Genomic DNA, 15154 nt, shown 5'->3' on the forward strand with positions numbered 1-15154 from the left:
CCCACCACTCTTTCGTGGTCACTGTCGTACCCGCGGTGGGTAGGAAGATCGAAGGCTACAGAAAGCCCTTTTTGACCCGCAGCGAGGTTACGGCGGTAAAAGGCGTTACTTTCTTCGGCGGTTGAGAACCCGGCGTACTGCCGAATGGTCCAGGGCCGCATCACGTACATAGTGCTGTAAGGCCCCCGCAGGTAAGGCGGAATTCCCGCAGCAAAATTGAGATGAGGCAGATCCTTGTATTCACAAGTGTTTTCGGGTCTTTTTAAATCTTTTTCGGTATTTTTCAGCTTTAAATGCTGAAGATCCTTTCTGCTCATATCTTATTTTTCGCCGTTAGTACTTTCTTCCTTTTGTAGTCTTTCCTGTTCGGTTTTTTCTGATAAACGTTTTTCTATCACCGGCTGTAGCAGCGTCTTTCGCGGTTTTTGCTTCACAAAAGGATACAACTCCAGCTCGTTTTTCATTTTATCCTGTGAATTAGGATATTTATTGGTTCCCACCAGTACCAGCTTGCCTTCATCAAATGCCTGCTGCTCGTTGGCTGCACTTTCAGAAATTTTCTTCTGAATAATTCCCTCTTTTAATTGAGTGACAAAGCCACCGCCATTTTCAATATTTTTAAATATATCTAAAGCCTTATCGGCCATTTCGTGGGTAAGGGTTTCAATATAGTAGCTCCCTTCAGCAGGATTGGCCACTTTCTCAAAGTAGCTTTCGTGCTTAAGTATCAGTAACTGGTTGCGGGCTATGCGGCTTCCGAAGTTATTATTTTTATGGTAAATGGCGTCATAGGCCATATTGCAAACGCTGTTGGAGCCACCAAGCACTGCGCTCATACATTCTGTAGTAGTGCGCAGCAGGTTTACATTATAATCGTATAAAGTTTTGTTGCGGCGGGTGGGCTGTGAAATGATATCACAGCTGGAATCAAAGCCATATTCGCTGCTAAGGGTTGAAAATAAAAGGCGCAGCGCCCTTATTTTGGCAATCTCAAAAAAGTAATTTGGTCCTACCGAAACAAGGAACTGGAATTTTGCCTTTTTTGACACTTCAGGTTTGTCACCTATGTGGTTAAAGTATTCGTTAACATGTGCCAAAGCATAAGCCAGCTGCTGCGGAATGGTAGCACCGGCATTTTGGTAAAGCCCAAGGTCAACTGAAATAAATGATCTTAAATTTTGACATTTTTGAAGCAGAACATCAAGGATCTTGTGGTCTTCCTGCTGGTCTTTAAACCAGTTGCCGCTGCGGGCAAGGTTGCCAATAATGTCAAACTGCAAAAAAACATTTGATTCCGGTTTAACCTGCTCATCCAGCTTTAGGAAAAAATCTTCGGAAGCAAATTCAGGCTTCAGGTATATGGGAACTTCAGGATTTAGGCCTTCAAAAAGCTCTTTTAGCGCTATCTCTTCTGAAGGAAGGATAAACCAGATGCTTTCGGCGCCTTTCCGAAGGGATTCGTGTGCTTTTATATTGGCTTTTTCAGCAGAAGAGACATAGATCTGTTCTGTAACATGCCAGTTTAACGGGCTGTTAAGCTGTGCAGGTTCGGGCGATTCTTCGGCATGATAAAAAGGTTTAACATTGATGCCGTCCAGAGATTTCCATACCAGCGTTTCATTATAATCGGCACCTTTGAGGTCATACTGTATCTTTTGTTTCCACTGTTTGGCCGATACTTCTTCAAACTCATTGAACAAATTCTCTCTCATTTCCATAAAATTAAAGGGCCTCTAAAATGACATTTTTGGCACCTAATCTACTGCTTCCTTATACTCAATGATAAAGATCTCTTCATTTTCCCTCTTCATGAAATATTCCTGCCTGGCAAATTTTTCAAGTTCGAGAGAATCGTTAAGATTATCCATTATGGCTTTGTCGCGTGAGATCTCATTGAGGTAATAGTTCTTGTTCTTTTTCAGGTCATCGATCTCAAGGTCGAGTTCATGGTGAATCAACCAGGAGTTACTGTCCAGAAAAAGCATCCAGAAGCAAAAAGCCGCCAGCACCAGCGTATATTTGTTGGCAAAGATGCGTACCCATCTATTGTTGCGGATGTCTTTTAGCTTCATAACCCGAAATATACAAAATTACAGTAAACGTTGGCGTATGATTGTTTGCACAATATCAACAGCTACTGTGTTGTAGCGATTTGTGGGGATAATGATATCTGCAAACTCTTTGGTAGGTTCTATGAACTGCTGGTGCATAGGCTTAAGCGTGGTTTGGTACCTACTCAAAACCTCTTCCAGGTCACGGCCCCTCTCGGCAATGTCGCGCTTAAGACGGCGAATAAGGCGCTCATCACTGTCGGCATGCACATAGATCTTGATGTCAAACATCTCCCGAATGTCGGGGTGGGTGAGGATGAGGATCCCTTCAACGATAATCACCTTTCGCGGCTCTATGGTAATTGTTTCTCCCGTGCGGTTGTGCTGCTTGAAAGAATAAACAGGCTGCTGAATGTTTTTGCCTGCTTTTAAATCTTTAAGATGAGAGACCAGCAGGTCAAAATCAATAGATTTTGGGTGATCAAAGTTAATTTTGGTACGCTGCTCGTAAGAGAGGTGACTTGTGTCCTGGTAGTAGGAATCCTGAGAGATCACATCTACTTCTTCATTTTTGAGCTCCTCGATAATCTGGTTTACAACAGTAGTTTTTCCGCTCCCGGTACCTCCGGCAATTCCAATGATCAACATATTTTAATTTTCGGCAAAGGTAATTATTTACCGATTTAATAAATATGGTTTATTTTTTTATAGCGGCTACTTCTTCTTCGGTCACCTCGTTACTTACGCTGTTGCCCCAGGAATTGTTAATGTAGTTCATCACATCGGCAATTTCGCGGTCGCTTAAGCCCAAAGCGGGCATAAGATTGTCGTATTTTTCACCATTGACTTTAATAGGGCCGCGCAGGCCAAATTTAATGGCGTGTATAGATTCTTCCTGCTTTTCTTTAATCCAGTTTGAATTCTGAAGCGGTGGAAAAACAGCTTTTATGCCTTCACCGCCGGAAAGATGGCAGGAAGCACAAAAGTTGTTGTACACCTGGGCGCCGCGCGAAATGCTCTCTTTCATTTCGGGAGAGAATTCTACCCGGGCAGTTTCTTCAGTTTTTTCTTCGGAAGAATTCTTGCATCCGCATAAAACTACCAGCAGGCAGGCCGTTAAGAGTTTCTTCATTACTGTTGCTTCGGAATAATTCTAACAATACCTTTTCCTTCTACTGAAACATACAGGTCACCTTCAGGCGATTGCACCACATCGCGAACCCTGCCAATTTGCTCAAGAATTTTCTCACGGGCGATCACGGTTTTTCCGTCAAGAGTTAAATGCTCCACGTACTGAAACTTTAGAGAACCCACTAAAAAGTCTCCCTGAAGTTCGGGATATTTGTTTGAAGTTACATGTACAAAGCCGCTTGGTGCAATAGAAGGAACCCAGTAATAAAGCGGATCTTCAAAATCTGGCCCCGAAGTTTCATCGGTGAAGGAAGTGCCGTCGTAGTTAATTCCGTAGCTTACCAGGGGCCAGCCGTAATTAGCACCTTTTTTTACTACATTAATTTCGTCGCCTCCCTGTGGGCCGTGTTCATGAACCCAAATCTCGCCTGTGTTTTTATTGTAGATCATTCCCTGCGGATTCCTGTGACCGTAAGAGTAAACGGCTTTAACGGCTTCTTCCTGTCCTACAAAAGGGTTATCCTGCGGAATGCTGCCATCAAGGTTAAGCCTGTAAACTTTTCCGCCGTCACGGGTAAGGTCCTGCGGGTTTACGTCGCGATCGCCGCGGTCTCCAACGCTAAAGAACAAATGCCCCTGCCCGTCAAAAGAGATTCGGGAACCAAAATGTTGACCACGGGTAGAGTTGGGCGTGGCTTTATATAAAACTTCTTTACTGGTTAACTGGTTGTTCTCCAGTTTTGCACGCATTAATGCCGTATTGCCACCTTCGCCTTCACCTTCTTCGGAAGCATAGGTGAAATAGATCCAGCCATCGCTTTCATAATTCGGGCCAACGGCTACATCCAGAAATCCGCCCTGGCCGCGGTTATAAACTTCGGGTGCGCCCTGTACCTGTTGCTTTTGTCCGTCTTTAAATAAGATAAGGTCTCCATTCTTTTCGGTGATAAGGATGCTGCCATCGGGCAGGAAGTCCATACCCCATGCAATCTCAAGATCGGGGACAACTACTTCATATTCATATTCGGCCGTAGTGAGTTCTTCTTCAGGAATGGTGACAGGAGAATTTTGAACAATAGTATCATTGTCGATCACTTGGTTGGGATCTTCAGTTTTACCATTGTTTTCACCGCAGCTAACAAGGCTAAGGGCGAGGCTAAGAATAAATAATCTTTTCATCTTAAGAGTTTTCTGTTGGTTGAACGTCCCGTAAAAGGGAACTTCAAAGATAACAAGAAAAACATGAAGATTGGAAATGAGTATAATGACGAAAAAAGAACAGCCCAATATGCCCTTTTTGAGAGGGAAGAAAAGCTCGGGAGAAGTAGTTAAAGAGCAAGGTTTTTATCGTGCATATCTTTTCTTTTTTACTTATCTTTTCCTTATATCAAATGGATGAATGACAGTGCATTTGAAGTCCAAATTATTGATTACCATTAAAAAGAAAGGAATATGATAAAATTAGAAAACATACATCCCGGAGAGATTTTAAAGGAAGAATTTTTAGATCCGATGGAGATTTCAGCTTATAGACTTTCCAAAGAAACTTTTATTCCTCAAACCCGAATTAGCGAGATCATTAAAAAGAAAAGAAGAATAACTGCCGATACGGCGCTTCGGCTCTCAAAATATTTTGGGACAACTGCAAAGTTTTGGTTAGGCTTACAGGATGATTATGATCTGGAAGAAGAAAAATTTTTAAAGCAGGAAGAGTTGAGTAATATAAAGCCTTTGGAAAATAACCCGGCCTAACTCTGTGCTGTTTAAATCGGGGATTTTGAAGTTAGATTTGGAGGAATTTATATACTTAACAAAGGAAGTGTCAAAAATGGCATTTTATACGCTTATTCTATCATAGGAGCAGGTGATGAGAAGCGCATAAAGCTTCAGAAATTATATCTATCTTTAGCCCATATTTCGCTTTGCCATGTTTGAATTTCTACAAAAAAAAGTCAATGATACTATCACCGTGAGTGAAGAGGAATTCGAGTATGCTACAACCTTATTTCAACCCAAAAAACTTCGGAAAAAGCGCTTCATCCTGGAAGATGGAGATGCCTGTATTTACACCATCTTTGTAGAAAAAGGGCTGCTTAGAAGTTTCACCATAGATGAAAAAGGTAACGAGCACATTTTGCAGTTTGCGCTTGAAGGCTGGTGGAGCGGAGATCTTTACAGTTTTCTTACCGGCGAAGCTTCAGAATATAATATTGAGGCCTTAGAAGACAGTGAGCTTTTGCTTATCACCAAGGCATCCTGGGATCAACTGCTTGATGAAGTACCGGCTTTTGAGCGCTACTTCCGGATTCTTATCCAGAACAACCTTATTGCCACCCAACGCCGGCTCATGGGAACTTTTAGCACCACGGCCGAGGAGCGCTACCAAAAAATGCTGAAGCAATTCCCCGATGTTATTCAGCGGGTGCCACTTCACATGATTGCCTCATACCTTGGGGTGACACGCGAAACGCTGAGTCGAATTCGCAGCCAGATTACTTCCGGTTCATAAAAATACTCTTCAAAAATGTCATTTTTGACACCATCGTGGTTAAAGAAAGTATCGAGTAGGGAAGTTCCACTTGTCGGGTATAACGAGTTCTATCTTATGGAAATAAATGTAGAAAAATAGTTCTCAAAAAAGCATTTTTATTAGCATCCATTGTTAGCTACTGGCTCTACCCTTTAAATATGTTTCAGGAGTTAAAATGGCGAGTTTACTCTTTTTAAAATCTTTTATATTTCGAGTTAATATTATTTTTATTTCTCCATTCTCGATAGCTGAGAAGTTTTGTAAGGCATCTTCAAAATCCTTGAAATTGGAATTTAAAGCTCCTAAAACAGCTTCTTTATCCATTTTTATAATATCAATTATGTTTAAAAGTTGCTTTATTTTCTCAATTATGATTTCGTGCTTGGCTGATTTTCTTAGCAAATAATATACGTTACAAATTATAACCGGAGTTGTGAATCCTTTTAGTTTGTTCTCTTCGCATAAATTGAAAATTTCCGTTGCAAACTCTGCAAATGGTTCTCGATCAAAAAAGAAATCCAATATCACATCTGTGTCAACAAGAACTTTATCCATTATGAATATTTTTCCTCTAACCTGTTCCTTAGTTCTTTCTTATAATCCATATCTTTTTTAGGTATGTTAAAGGAACCTTTTAAAGATTTTACAACCGGATTTAGTTTTTTATCTCTTTCTGTTCTTTCTTCTTTAGTCAGAGTCTTCAAATAATTTTCAATAATGTCGGACAAGCTGCGATTTTTATCTTTCGCATATTCTTTTGCTCTTTTAATTACTTCCTGTTCAATTGTCAGGGTCAGCTTTGTGTTCATCATCTTCGTTTTTGAATAATATAAATATACAAAGAATTTTTATGCACGTGTATATTTCAATTTTATTACACGTTTCTTGAAGTTTGTGGCAAACTGTTTTTTAAACTCAATTGGGTACTGGTTTGAAGATGAGTCCTTCCGCAGAAAAGCGTGACATAGATCACGTTCATTTATTATCATAGGTCATTGGCTACGGCCTTATTCGCCCGTAAATTTGCCCTGTAAATAATTAATAATTTAAAATAAAAGATATGGCGAGTACAAAATGGAACATCGACCCAACACACAGTGAAGTAACTTTTAAGGTAAAGCACTTAATGATTTCTACAGTTACAGGAAAATTCAAAGTTTTTGAAGGTGGCGCCGAAAGTGAGGGCGATGAATTCAAAAAAGTTAACAATGTTGAATTCAAGGCTGATGTTAAATCTATAGACACCAGTAACGAACAAAGGGATGAGCACCTAAGATCTGGCGATTTCTTTGATGTTGAAAAACATCCTTACCTTGTTTTTAAGGCTGAAAGCTTTGACGTGAACAAAGATACGGTTGAAGGCCAGCTTACTATAAAAGATGTCACTAAAAATGTTGTTCTGGATGTGGAATACGGCGGACAGGTGGTAGATCCTTACGGACAAACCAAAGCAGGACTTACGGTATCGGGAAAAATTAGCCGAAAAGAATTCGGTTTAACTTATCATGCTGTTACCGAAGCAGGAAACGTGGTGTTAGGTGACCAGATAAAAATTAATGTTGAAGTTCAGTTCGTAAAAGAAGCTTAATTTCATTCAAAGTAAAGAGCGGGCAGAGCTAAAAAAATGAAGAAGATGGTGAAGAAAACTGTAGCAATTATAGGAGACATTGGTAAATTTTGCCCTGCTCTTGCAATGGCGGCGGTACAGCAGGACTTGCGCCTGCTGTTTATCTCCCGCAATGAAGAGGTTGTTCTAGATGTCAAAGCACAACTGGGCGAACTGCAAAATGCTACCGAAGTAGAATTTAGCTCTTGTGAGAAGGAAGGTTGCTGGGAAGCCGATATTATTGCTTTTACCAGGCCCGAAGAGATTGAACCCGTTCTTTTTGATAGAATTAAGCAGGTTTCGACCCAAAAAACCGTAGTGGTAGTTTCTCATAAGCCTGTAGAGGCTTCAGAGCATGAGAAGCTTTGTTTCCAGGAATTGCTGCCACATTCAAGGGTGGTGGAGCTGGAAATAGAAGGTGCAGAATTCCGCATTTTTGGAAGGAATTCAGAAGCAAATCAATATGTGCAGGAGTTTTTTGAAGCTGCCGGATATCAACAAATTCAATAGTTATGGAAGTGAAAATATGGTCAGACGTAAGATGTCCTTTCTGTTATATAGGAAAGAGAAAATTTGAAGCTGCGCTTGAAAAGTTTCAGCATAAAGACAAGGTGAAGGTCACCTGGAAGAGCTTTCAGTTAGATCCAGGCCTTCAAACCAGGACTGACATCAATACGCTCGATTATTTTGTGGAAACCAAAGGCGTGACCAAAGAACAGGCGCGGCAAATGTTGAGCGGTGCTACCCAAATGGCAAAAGAGGTAGGACTTGATTTTCATCTTGAAGATTCGGTGCTGGCTAATTCTTTCAAAGCCCATAAACTCATCCAGATGGCAAAATCGAAAGATTTGGGTGATGAAATAGAAGAAGCCCTGTTTAAAGCCCATTTTGAAGCGTCAAAGAATATCGATGATACTGAAGTTTTGGTGGCCACAGCTGCTTCAATAGGAATGGATGAGGCCGAAGTTGGAGCCATGCTGGAGTCTGACGACTATGAATACGAAGTAAAACAGGATGAACTGGAAGCGCGGAATATTGGCGTGCGCGGAGTTCCATTCTTTGTGTTTGATGATCGCTATGCAATCTCGGGCGCACAACCAGCCGATGCTTTTTTGGAAACACTTCAGAAAGCAATGAACAATTAACGATTAACAATTATCAATAATCCAAAAATTTAAACTTTAATTAAAAACTCTACACAAATGAAAAATTTACTTTCTTTATTAACTATTGCTTTTTTAAGCACGGGCGTTTTTGCCCAGACCACCTGGAAAGCCGATAAGGCACACTCACAGGTTTCCTTCGGAATTACGCACATGACAATTTCGGAAGTTGAAGGCCTTTTCAATGAATTTGATGCTACAATTGAAGCTTCCGAAGAAGATTTTAGCGATGCAAAATACACTGTTGAGATAGAGGTTCCTTCTATAGACACCGGGGTGGAGATGAGGGACAACCACCTTAGAAACGCCGATTTCTTTGATGCTGAAAAGTATCCAAAAATGACATTTGTAAGCACTTCTTCAGAAAAAGTTGGCGAAGGTAAATACAAAGTGACAGGTGATCTTACTTTTCATGGGGTGACAAGGCCCGTAACGCTTGATGTTTGGCACCGCGGTACTGTAAAAGATCAAAAAGGGAATTTAATTTCAGGTTTTGCCATAAGCGGTGAGGTAAAAAGATCTGATTTTAACCTGGGACCCGATTTTCCTGAAGCAGTATTGAGTGATAAGGTGGTAATAGACGTTGACGCTGAATTTAAGAAAGCTTAAAAATAATATTTTTGGTGCCGGGGCCTTCAATATGTTTCCCCTACAAAACATTTCTGGTTTCCGGCTCCTTTTAAACAAATAGAATATGCTGCATACATTTTTCAATAGAAACTATACAAACACCCAGGTAGATGTGGTGTTGTTGATGCTAAGAATTGGCGTTGGGTCAATGATGCTGGTTCACGGCTTGCCAAAGCTCGAAATGTTAATGGCAGGAGGAGAGGTGCAATTTCCCGGTGTGATGGGTATGAACCCCACACTTTCACTAACTCTTGCGGTATTTGCCGAGTTTTTCTGTTCCATTCTACTAATCCTAGGGCTTGCAACCAGGTTTGCTACAATCCCTTTAATTATTACCATGCTCATAGCAGTTTTTGTGATACACGCAAATGATCCTTTTGCAAATCAGGAACTGGGGCTGCATTATTTATTAACGTACCTGGCGTTACTTATATTGGGGGCAGGCAAATTTTCTGTTGATGCTTTCCTGATAAGAAATGTGGAGAAACAGCAGCCGAAGAATTCTTTAAAATAATGCTTTAAAAGGTAATTTTCAGAAGGTTTTCCGGGAGTGACCGGATTTTTCTTGAAAAACAACAACTGGTGGAGAACCCCTGAAAATACGCTCACTTCAGAAAATTTTGAAAAAAGAGCAGGAATAGGGTTTCAATGCCAACTTCTTTTTTATATTTGCAGCCGCTTACAGGTTAAAGTAAGTTATCAGCATTAGCTGATCTCGGGGTGTAGCGTAGCCCGGTTATCGCGCCTGCTTTGGGAGCAGGAGGCCGCAGGTTCGAATCCTGCCACCCCGACGAAAAAAGCCCTGCACGAAAGTGCGGGGCTTTTTTGTTGGATTTGACCCACCTAATCAGTAAGAAACTATAAAGATAAAGACAGGTGAGAGGTTTTGCCTGGACAGTAAAGTTTCTTACCTGGACTTGTTACCCTCCAATTTTATCACCTCTTTTTAAAGTTATTTCAAACACGGTGCCCTCTCCAGGTACGCTGAAAACTGAAATTCTTCCGCCCATGGTTTCCACCTGATTTTTGGTGATAAAAAGGCCTATACCTCTTGCGTCCTCATTCCCGTGAAAGGTTTTGTACATTCCAAAAATTTTATCGCCGAATTTATTCATGTCTATTCCTACACCATTATCTTCAATTTTTATTACCACTTTTTCAGGATCCCGTAAGGCAGAAAATTTGATATAAGATTTTCTTCCGGTTTCTCTGTACTTAATGGCATTTGTAGTCAGGTTGAGAATTATACTGTCGAGATAAGCGGGTAAAGCCATTACTTTAAGATCTCTGGGAATGTTATTGAGAACAACTGTTTCTGTATCGGCAAGAAGAGGGTGAACAGATTTTATAACTTTTTCAACTGCATTATTGAGATTGAGACACTCCAGATCTTCATGCGTTGACTTATTTGAAGTAACTATCTTCTCAAGATCATAAATCGTATCTTCTAATTGACCCGATGCCATCAGCAGCATCTGTACAATCTCATTTTCGCCATGTTGCGGAATTTCTTCAAGATATAAGTTCAGCAAATTTTTAAAGTTTGCTGAATGGTTCCTCAGGTTGTGAGAAACAATATTGGCGAAATTTTTTAATCGGCTATTCTGTTCTTGCGTAATATGAAGAATGGAAGAGATTTCTTTTTGAGCTCTTTTTAGCTCCTTAATATCTGTGGCAACAGAGAGATAGCCGGTTATTTGATGATTTTTTTCTATAGGAGTAATTGTCACCTGTACAGGCATTTCTTTTCCGCCCTTAGCCTTAAAACTCCACTCTCTCGTGTGAGGTAGCCCATGATCTGCGAGGAACTTCAGGATATCTGTAAGTCCGGGATTTTCATCAGGGAAATCTAGCAGTTCATTTCTCCTTTCCTGAATTTCCTGCTCAAGGTGTAATGCGGCATAAGGTAATTTCCCTATTACCTCTTCTCTTGTAAACTTTAATAAATTTTCTGCGCCTTTGTTGAAGGAAGATATAATACCGTTTCTGTCAAATCCAATAATACTTACCTGAGAACTTGCTTCCAGTATATTCTCTAAGTCACTTAAGGCTTTTCCCAATTCTTTTTGGGTTTCTTTTAGCGCTGTGGCGTCGGTTATTTGTGAAATAAAGTATAGTGGTTGTCCCGTGGAATCACGTACAAGAGAAACAGAAAGGATGATATAAACGAGATTGCCATTTTTATGGAAGTACCTTTTTTCCATCTGGTAAAATTCCCGTTTTCCTTCTACAAGCTCGTTTAGAAGAGACAGGTCAGCTTCTAGATCATCGGGATGGGTAATATCCTGGAAAGTTAGCTGTTGAAGCTCTTCAGGACTATAACCTACTATCTGGCAAAGCCTTTCGTTGACCTCAATCCACCGTCCTGTGGGATCTAATAAGGCCATTCCAATAGCAGCATTTTTAAAACTACCTTCAAAAACCTGCCTGTTTATTCGATCATTTTCACCTCTTTCTTTTATCAGCTGTAATTCGGAAATTTCTTCGGAAGAAAAATTCTTTCTGCGGAATGCTATTAAAACTAAGTCTTCACCTTTTTCATCTTTGGTTAGATAAGAAAAAAAGTCCATGGTTAGAATGTACCCCTTGAAGTGTCTCAATCTTAAGACTCCTTTAAATTCACCCTTTGCGTAATTCTGAAGATCCTGAAGTTCACTAAAGATATTCAAATCTTCAGGGGCAATAATTTTATTCCATTTAAGGATCTCATCTGGTTTGTCGCGCAGATCTAATGTTTGCAATAATTTGGGGCTAATCCATTTTTCTTCTGGAGCAGAGAGGTGAAAAAGAATATAACCTTGTAGGGCGTTATTTTGAACGGCATCAAACAAGTCTTCGTTCTGTAGAAGAATCTTGTAGACGTTCCATTTTTCTTTTTAGTGGGGGTGTAGGGTTCAAGGGCAACTTTTAATATCCGGGTTCTTTCTTACTAATTATTCAAATTCCAGATTTGCTTTATCTCTCATTTTTTTATGAATTCATCATCTTTATCAATTTGGAGCTTTTTATATCATACAGATATGTACTACAAAAATAAATTAAAAACTTACAATAGAGGGATGTCATCGGGTTTATAGTACCTGATATCGATTTTTCATGTACTGGTTAGGGATTTAAATTGTTGGTTTACAGGTTGATGAATTTATTTGTAAAAGTTATAATGATTAAGATTATTTCTGTATAAAATGATTCCTTCATTGTTCTTCAGACTTAACAAATTCCTACACTTCCAAAAAAGGGTTTTGTCTCTGGGATTCTAATTATTGTTTAAACAGAACATTAAGATCTTAAGCCGAAATTTTTACTACATTTAGTCAAAACATTTTATTTAATGCTGGTAAAGGTTTACGGTAGTGCAGTTTTTGGCGTTGAAGCCACGACCATCACGGTCGAGGTAAATGTTGACACCGGCATTGGATATCACCTTGTAGGCCTTCCCGATATTGCTATAAAAGAAAGCAGTTTCAGGATTGCAGCCGCTCTAAAAAATGTAGGGTACAGCCTTCCGGGGAAAAAGATCACCGTAAACATGGCACCTGCCGATCTTCGGAAAGAAGGTTCGGCTTACGACCTCACCTTCGCGATGGGGATCCTTATGGCTTCAGGCCAAATCAAAGCCACCAACATAGGAGATTATGTCATTATGGGAGAACTTTCTCTCGACGGAAGTCTGCAGCCTATAAAAGGTGCTTTGCCTATAGCTATAAAGGCTAAGGAAGAAGGTTTTAAAGGCTTTATTCTTCCGAAGCAAAACGTGAAGGAAGCGGCTATTGTAAGTGGACTGGAAGTGTATGGCATTGAAAATATAGATGAAATAATCCGCTTCTTTGATAAAGGCCAGGCTTTAGAAAGGACCGAAATTGACACCAGGAAAGAATTCTTCCAGGAATTGGAAAATCCGGAGCACGATTTCGCCGATGTTAAGGGACAGGAATCCATCAAACGCTGCATGGAGATTGCTGCAGCCGGTGGTCATAATATTATTTTAATCGGTCCGCCGGGAGCGGGTAAAACCATGCTCGCAAAACGACTTCCGAGTATCTTGCCGCCCATGACCTTACACGAAGCTTTAGAAACTACAAAGATTCACAGCGTTGTAGGGCGCGTAAAGGAAAATGTGGGGCTTATGGCTCACCGGCCTTTTAGGAGTCCGCACCACACAATTAGCGACGTTGCTTTAGTCGGTGGCGGGGCATATCCGCAGCCGGGGGAGATCTCCATGTCTCATAATGGCGTATTGTTTCTCGATGAACTTCCGGAGTTTAAAAGAAGTGTATTAGAGGTGATGCGACAACCGCTGGAAGACCGTGAAGTGACTATTTCGCGGGCAAAATTTACAGTGACTTATCCATCGAGCTTTATGCTTGTGGCCAGTATGAATCCGAGTCCCAGTGGGTTCTTCAATGATCCCGGTTCTCCCGCTACATCTTCTCCCGCCGAGATGCAAAGGTATATGAGCAAGATAAGCGGACCTTTACTCGACAGGATTGACATACATATTGAAGTAACTCCCGTTCCTTTTGAGAAGCTAAGTGACGACAGGCGGGGAGAAAGCAGCCTGGAAATAAGAAAAAGAGTAACCGCTGCCAGACAAAAACAAACAGATAGGTTTGCAGATAATGAGAAGGTGCATTACAATGCGCAAATGAATGTAAAACAAATTAGGGAGCATTGCACGCTCGACCCAGATTCCATGAACCTGCTCAAGGTGGCCATGGAGCGGCTTAACTTATCTGCCCGGGCTTATGATCGCATTCTGAAGGTTTCCCGTACTATTGCAGATTTAGAAGATTCAGATAAAATAAAAGGAGCTCACATAAGTGAAGCTATACAATACCGCAGCCTCGACAGGGAAGGCTGGCTAGGATAATTTAAACTATGAAAAAGAAATTTTTAGTGATCGCTGCGATTGCAGTAATAGCCTGTAAAGGCAATGATGAAGCACCTGTAACCGAAGGAATGGAAACAGATTCTACCCTCGTAGATGAAGCTGTAGCTATGTTAGAACCCTCACAAGCTGTTGTGCTTACTGTAGAGGAAGCTAATAAACTGGCCAAACTTCCGCTAAACTGTATTGGTGTTGAATATCCCAATAAGCTTAACCAAACCCTCTCGGGTGCCGGAGATATTGGCGAACCCAAAGAACTGCACCCCGCCTTTTACGGCTGTTTTGACTGGCATTCTTCGGTACATGCACATTGGTCTCTCGTAAGTTTGCTTAGGAAGTTCCCTGAAATGAAAAAAGCCGAAGAAATTCGGGAGACTCTAAAGAATTCTCTTACTGCCGAAAATATCAGGCAGGAAGTGAAATACTTCAGCCGGGAGCAGGAGGGTAGTTTTGAACGCACCTACGGCTGGGCGTGGATTTTAAAACTGGCCGAAGAGCTGCACACCTGGGAAGATCCCTTAGCAGTAGAGCTGCGTGAGAATCTGCAGCCTCTTACAGATCTTATGGTGCAGAAGTTTAAGGAATTTCTTCCGAAGCTTAATTACTCCATAAGAGTTGGCGAGCACACCAATACAGCCTTTGCTCTTGCACTGGCACATGATTATGCTGCTACCACTGGAGCAGAAGACTTGCGGTTGTTGATCGAGAAAAGAGCAAAAGATTACTATTTGAACGATGACAATTGCCCTATTGAATGGGAACCGGGAGGATTCGATTTCTTGTCGCCCTGCCTGGCCGAGGTCGATATTATGCGCCGTGTTCTTCCTAAAAAAACCTTCAATTTGTGGATGAAGGATTTTCTTCCGCAGTTGCAGAGCAAAGATTTTGCCATGGAAGTAGCCGAAGTGAGTGACAGGACCGACGGAAAATTGGTTCACCTTGACGGACTCAATTTTAGCCGGGCCTGGGTGTTTTACGGCCTTGCCAATCAATATCCCGAACAATACGGGCATCTTCGCACGCTGGCCAATGAGCACGTGGCGTATTCATTTCCCAACCTTGTGGGCGATAGCTATGAAGGAGGGCACTGGCTTGGGAGTTTCGCTTTGTATGCTATACAGGAAAGTAATAAAAAGATGTAAAAGCCTTGATCGT

The 15154-nt window shown here is 41.1% G+C and carries 18 protein-coding genes and 1 tRNA gene; 10 read left to right on the forward strand and 9 right to left on the reverse strand.

Annotated elements, in window-relative coordinates; genetic code table 11:
- The 6 genes from OQ279_RS16195 to OQ279_RS16220 all read right to left on the reverse strand — a co-directional run.
- Positions 1-317: methylmalonyl-CoA mutase family protein (locus tag OQ279_RS16195; protein ID WP_266071092.1), on the reverse strand; the 317-nt coding region annotated here is incomplete at its 3' end.
- A gap of 3 nt (positions 318-320) precedes the next feature.
- Positions 321-1712 carry a methylmalonyl-CoA mutase subunit beta gene (locus OQ279_RS16200; protein ID WP_266071093.1) on the reverse strand — a complete coding sequence of 464 codons (1392 nt, stop codon included), beginning with the start codon at positions 1710-1712 and terminating at the stop codon, positions 321-323.
- Positions 1713-1754: 42 nt separating this feature from the next.
- Positions 1755-2072 (reverse strand): FtsB family cell division protein, encoded by a 318-nt coding sequence (locus OQ279_RS16205; protein ID WP_266071094.1) that lies wholly within the window; start codon positions 2070-2072, stop codon positions 1755-1757.
- Positions 2073-2090: 18 nt separating this feature from the next.
- Positions 2091-2699 carry a uridine kinase gene (udk, locus tag OQ279_RS16210; RefSeq protein WP_266071095.1) on the reverse strand — a complete coding sequence of 203 codons (609 nt, stop codon included), beginning with the start codon at positions 2697-2699 and terminating at the stop codon, positions 2091-2093.
- Between the two features lie 49 nt (positions 2700-2748).
- Positions 2749-3183, reverse strand: a complete 435-nt coding sequence (locus tag OQ279_RS16215; RefSeq protein ID WP_266071096.1) for a c-type cytochrome — start codon at positions 3181-3183, stop codon at positions 2749-2751.
- Entirely contained in the window at positions 3183-4361 is a 1179-nt protein-coding gene (locus tag OQ279_RS16220; protein ID WP_266071097.1) for a PQQ-dependent sugar dehydrogenase, read from the reverse strand. The genes OQ279_RS16215 and OQ279_RS16220 overlap by 1 nt, the downstream gene beginning before the upstream one ends.
- Before the next feature lie 273 nt (positions 4362-4634).
- On the opposite strand from OQ279_RS16220, the gene OQ279_RS16225 reads away from it, so the two are divergent.
- Together OQ279_RS16225 and OQ279_RS16230 are read left to right on the forward strand one after the other, a co-directional pair.
- Positions 4635-4934: a HigA family addiction module antitoxin gene (locus OQ279_RS16225; protein WP_266071099.1), complete on the forward strand. Its 300-nt coding sequence runs from the start codon at positions 4635-4637 to the stop codon at positions 4932-4934.
- Between the two features lie 175 nt (positions 4935-5109).
- A complete protein-coding gene (locus tag OQ279_RS16230; protein WP_266071100.1) occupies positions 5110-5691 on the forward strand; it encodes a Crp/Fnr family transcriptional regulator in 582 nt (193 codons plus the stop codon).
- Between the two features lie 153 nt (positions 5692-5844).
- Here the strand turns inward: OQ279_RS16230 and OQ279_RS16235 are convergent, their stop codons facing one another.
- Both OQ279_RS16235 and OQ279_RS16240 read right to left on the reverse strand, forming a co-directional pair.
- A complete protein-coding gene (locus OQ279_RS16235) occupies positions 5845-6267 on the reverse strand; it encodes a type II toxin-antitoxin system VapC family toxin (RefSeq protein WP_266071101.1) in 423 nt (140 codons plus the stop codon).
- Positions 6267-6521: a DUF6364 family protein gene (locus tag OQ279_RS16240; protein ID WP_266071127.1), complete on the reverse strand. Its 255-nt coding sequence runs from the start codon at positions 6519-6521 to the stop codon at positions 6267-6269. Before OQ279_RS16240 ends, OQ279_RS16235 begins: the two co-directional genes overlap by 1 nt.
- A gap of 251 nt (positions 6522-6772) precedes the next feature.
- Between OQ279_RS16240 and OQ279_RS16245 the strand changes: the two genes are divergently transcribed.
- The 6 genes from OQ279_RS16245 (at position 6773) to OQ279_RS16270 (ending at position 9902) form a co-directional block, all read left to right on the forward strand.
- Complete coding sequence (locus OQ279_RS16245) at positions 6773-7300, forward strand: YceI family protein (RefSeq protein ID WP_266071103.1); 528 nt, start codon at positions 6773-6775, stop codon at positions 7298-7300.
- A gap of 45 nt (positions 7301-7345) precedes the next feature.
- Positions 7346-7828 (forward strand): NAD(P)-binding domain-containing protein, encoded by a 483-nt coding sequence (locus tag OQ279_RS16250; protein ID WP_266071104.1) that lies wholly within the window; start codon positions 7346-7348, stop codon positions 7826-7828.
- A 2-nt stretch (positions 7829-7830) separates the two neighbouring features.
- The gene (locus OQ279_RS16255) at positions 7831-8463 is read left to right on the forward strand and encodes a DsbA family oxidoreductase (RefSeq protein ID WP_266071105.1); all 633 of its coding nucleotides are present in this window, start codon (positions 7831-7833) and stop codon (positions 8461-8463) included.
- A gap of 57 nt (positions 8464-8520) precedes the next feature.
- The gene (locus OQ279_RS16260; protein ID WP_266071107.1) at positions 8521-9090 is read left to right on the forward strand and encodes a YceI family protein; all 570 of its coding nucleotides are present in this window, start codon (positions 8521-8523) and stop codon (positions 9088-9090) included.
- An 85-nt stretch (positions 9091-9175) separates the two neighbouring features.
- Positions 9176-9625 carry a DoxX family protein gene (locus OQ279_RS16265; protein ID WP_266071108.1) on the forward strand — a complete coding sequence of 150 codons (450 nt, stop codon included), beginning with the start codon at positions 9176-9178 and terminating at the stop codon, positions 9623-9625.
- Between the two features lie 202 nt (positions 9626-9827).
- Positions 9828-9902: transfer RNA gene (locus tag OQ279_RS16270), tRNA-Pro, on the forward strand.
- 129 nt (positions 9903-10031) lie between these two features.
- On the opposite strand, the gene OQ279_RS16275 is transcribed toward OQ279_RS16270, so the two are convergent.
- A complete protein-coding gene (locus OQ279_RS16275; protein ID WP_266071109.1) occupies positions 10032-11852 on the reverse strand; it encodes a PAS domain S-box protein in 1821 nt (606 codons plus the stop codon).
- Between the two features lie 590 nt (positions 11853-12442).
- Between OQ279_RS16275 and OQ279_RS16280 the strand changes: the two genes are divergently transcribed.
- Positions 12443-13981, forward strand: coding sequence for a YifB family Mg chelatase-like AAA ATPase (locus tag OQ279_RS16280; protein WP_266071110.1), 1539 nt, complete (start codon positions 12443-12445; stop codon positions 13979-13981).
- An 8-nt stretch (positions 13982-13989) separates the two neighbouring features.
- Positions 13990-15141 carry a DUF2891 domain-containing protein gene (locus OQ279_RS16285; RefSeq protein ID WP_266071111.1) on the forward strand — a complete coding sequence of 384 codons (1152 nt, stop codon included), beginning with the start codon at positions 13990-13992 and terminating at the stop codon, positions 15139-15141.
- Positions 15142-15154: the final 13 nt, after the last annotated feature.

The organism is Salinimicrobium profundisediminis, from assembly GCF_026241755.1.
Classification (GTDB): domain Bacteria; phylum Bacteroidota; class Bacteroidia; order Flavobacteriales; family Flavobacteriaceae; genus Salinimicrobium; species Salinimicrobium profundisediminis.

What these genes read in the sequence shown, in the direction of transcription:
- OQ279_RS16220 (WP_266071097.1), bottom strand. Translation starts at nt 4,361, where the DNA reads ATGAAAAGATTATTTATTCTTAGCCTCGCCCTTAGCCTTGTTAGCTGC.
- OQ279_RS16225 (WP_266071099.1), top strand. Translation starts at nt 4,635, where the DNA reads ATGATAAAATTAGAAAACATACATCCCGGAGAGATTTTAAAGGAAGAA.
- OQ279_RS16245 (WP_266071103.1), top strand. Translation starts at nt 6,773, where the DNA reads ATGGCGAGTACAAAATGGAACATCGACCCAACACACAGTGAAGTAACT.
- OQ279_RS16250 (WP_266071104.1), top strand. Translation starts at nt 7,346, where the DNA reads ATGGTGAAGAAAACTGTAGCAATTATAGGAGACATTGGTAAATTTTGC.
- OQ279_RS16260 (WP_266071107.1), top strand. Translation starts at nt 8,521, where the DNA reads ATGAAAAATTTACTTTCTTTATTAACTATTGCTTTTTTAAGCACGGGC.
- udk (WP_266071095.1), bottom strand. Translation starts at nt 2,699, where the DNA reads ATGTTGATCATTGGAATTGCCGGAGGTACCGGGAGCGGAAAAACTACT.
- OQ279_RS16215 (WP_266071096.1), bottom strand. Translation starts at nt 3,183, where the DNA reads ATGAAGAAACTCTTAACGGCCTGCCTGCTGGTAGTTTTATGCGGATGC.
- OQ279_RS16240 (WP_266071127.1), bottom strand. Translation starts at nt 6,521, where the DNA reads ATGAACACAAAGCTGACCCTGACAATTGAACAGGAAGTAATTAAAAGA.
- OQ279_RS16285 (WP_266071111.1), top strand. Translation starts at nt 13,990, where the DNA reads ATGAAAAAGAAATTTTTAGTGATCGCTGCGATTGCAGTAATAGCCTGT.
- OQ279_RS16235 (WP_266071101.1), bottom strand. Translation starts at nt 6,267, where the DNA reads ATGGATAAAGTTCTTGTTGACACAGATGTGATATTGGATTTCTTTTTT.
- OQ279_RS16230 (WP_266071100.1), top strand. Translation starts at nt 5,110, where the DNA reads ATGTTTGAATTTCTACAAAAAAAAGTCAATGATACTATCACCGTGAGT.
- OQ279_RS16280 (WP_266071110.1), top strand. Translation starts at nt 12,443, where the DNA reads ATGCTGGTAAAGGTTTACGGTAGTGCAGTTTTTGGCGTTGAAGCCACG.
- OQ279_RS16200 (WP_266071093.1), bottom strand. Translation starts at nt 1,712, where the DNA reads ATGAGAGAGAATTTGTTCAATGAGTTTGAAGAAGTATCGGCCAAACAG.
- OQ279_RS16255 (WP_266071105.1), top strand. Translation starts at nt 7,831, where the DNA reads ATGGAAGTGAAAATATGGTCAGACGTAAGATGTCCTTTCTGTTATATA.
- OQ279_RS16265 (WP_266071108.1), top strand. Translation starts at nt 9,176, where the DNA reads ATGCTGCATACATTTTTCAATAGAAACTATACAAACACCCAGGTAGAT.
- OQ279_RS16205 (WP_266071094.1), bottom strand. Translation starts at nt 2,072, where the DNA reads ATGAAGCTAAAAGACATCCGCAACAATAGATGGGTACGCATCTTTGCC.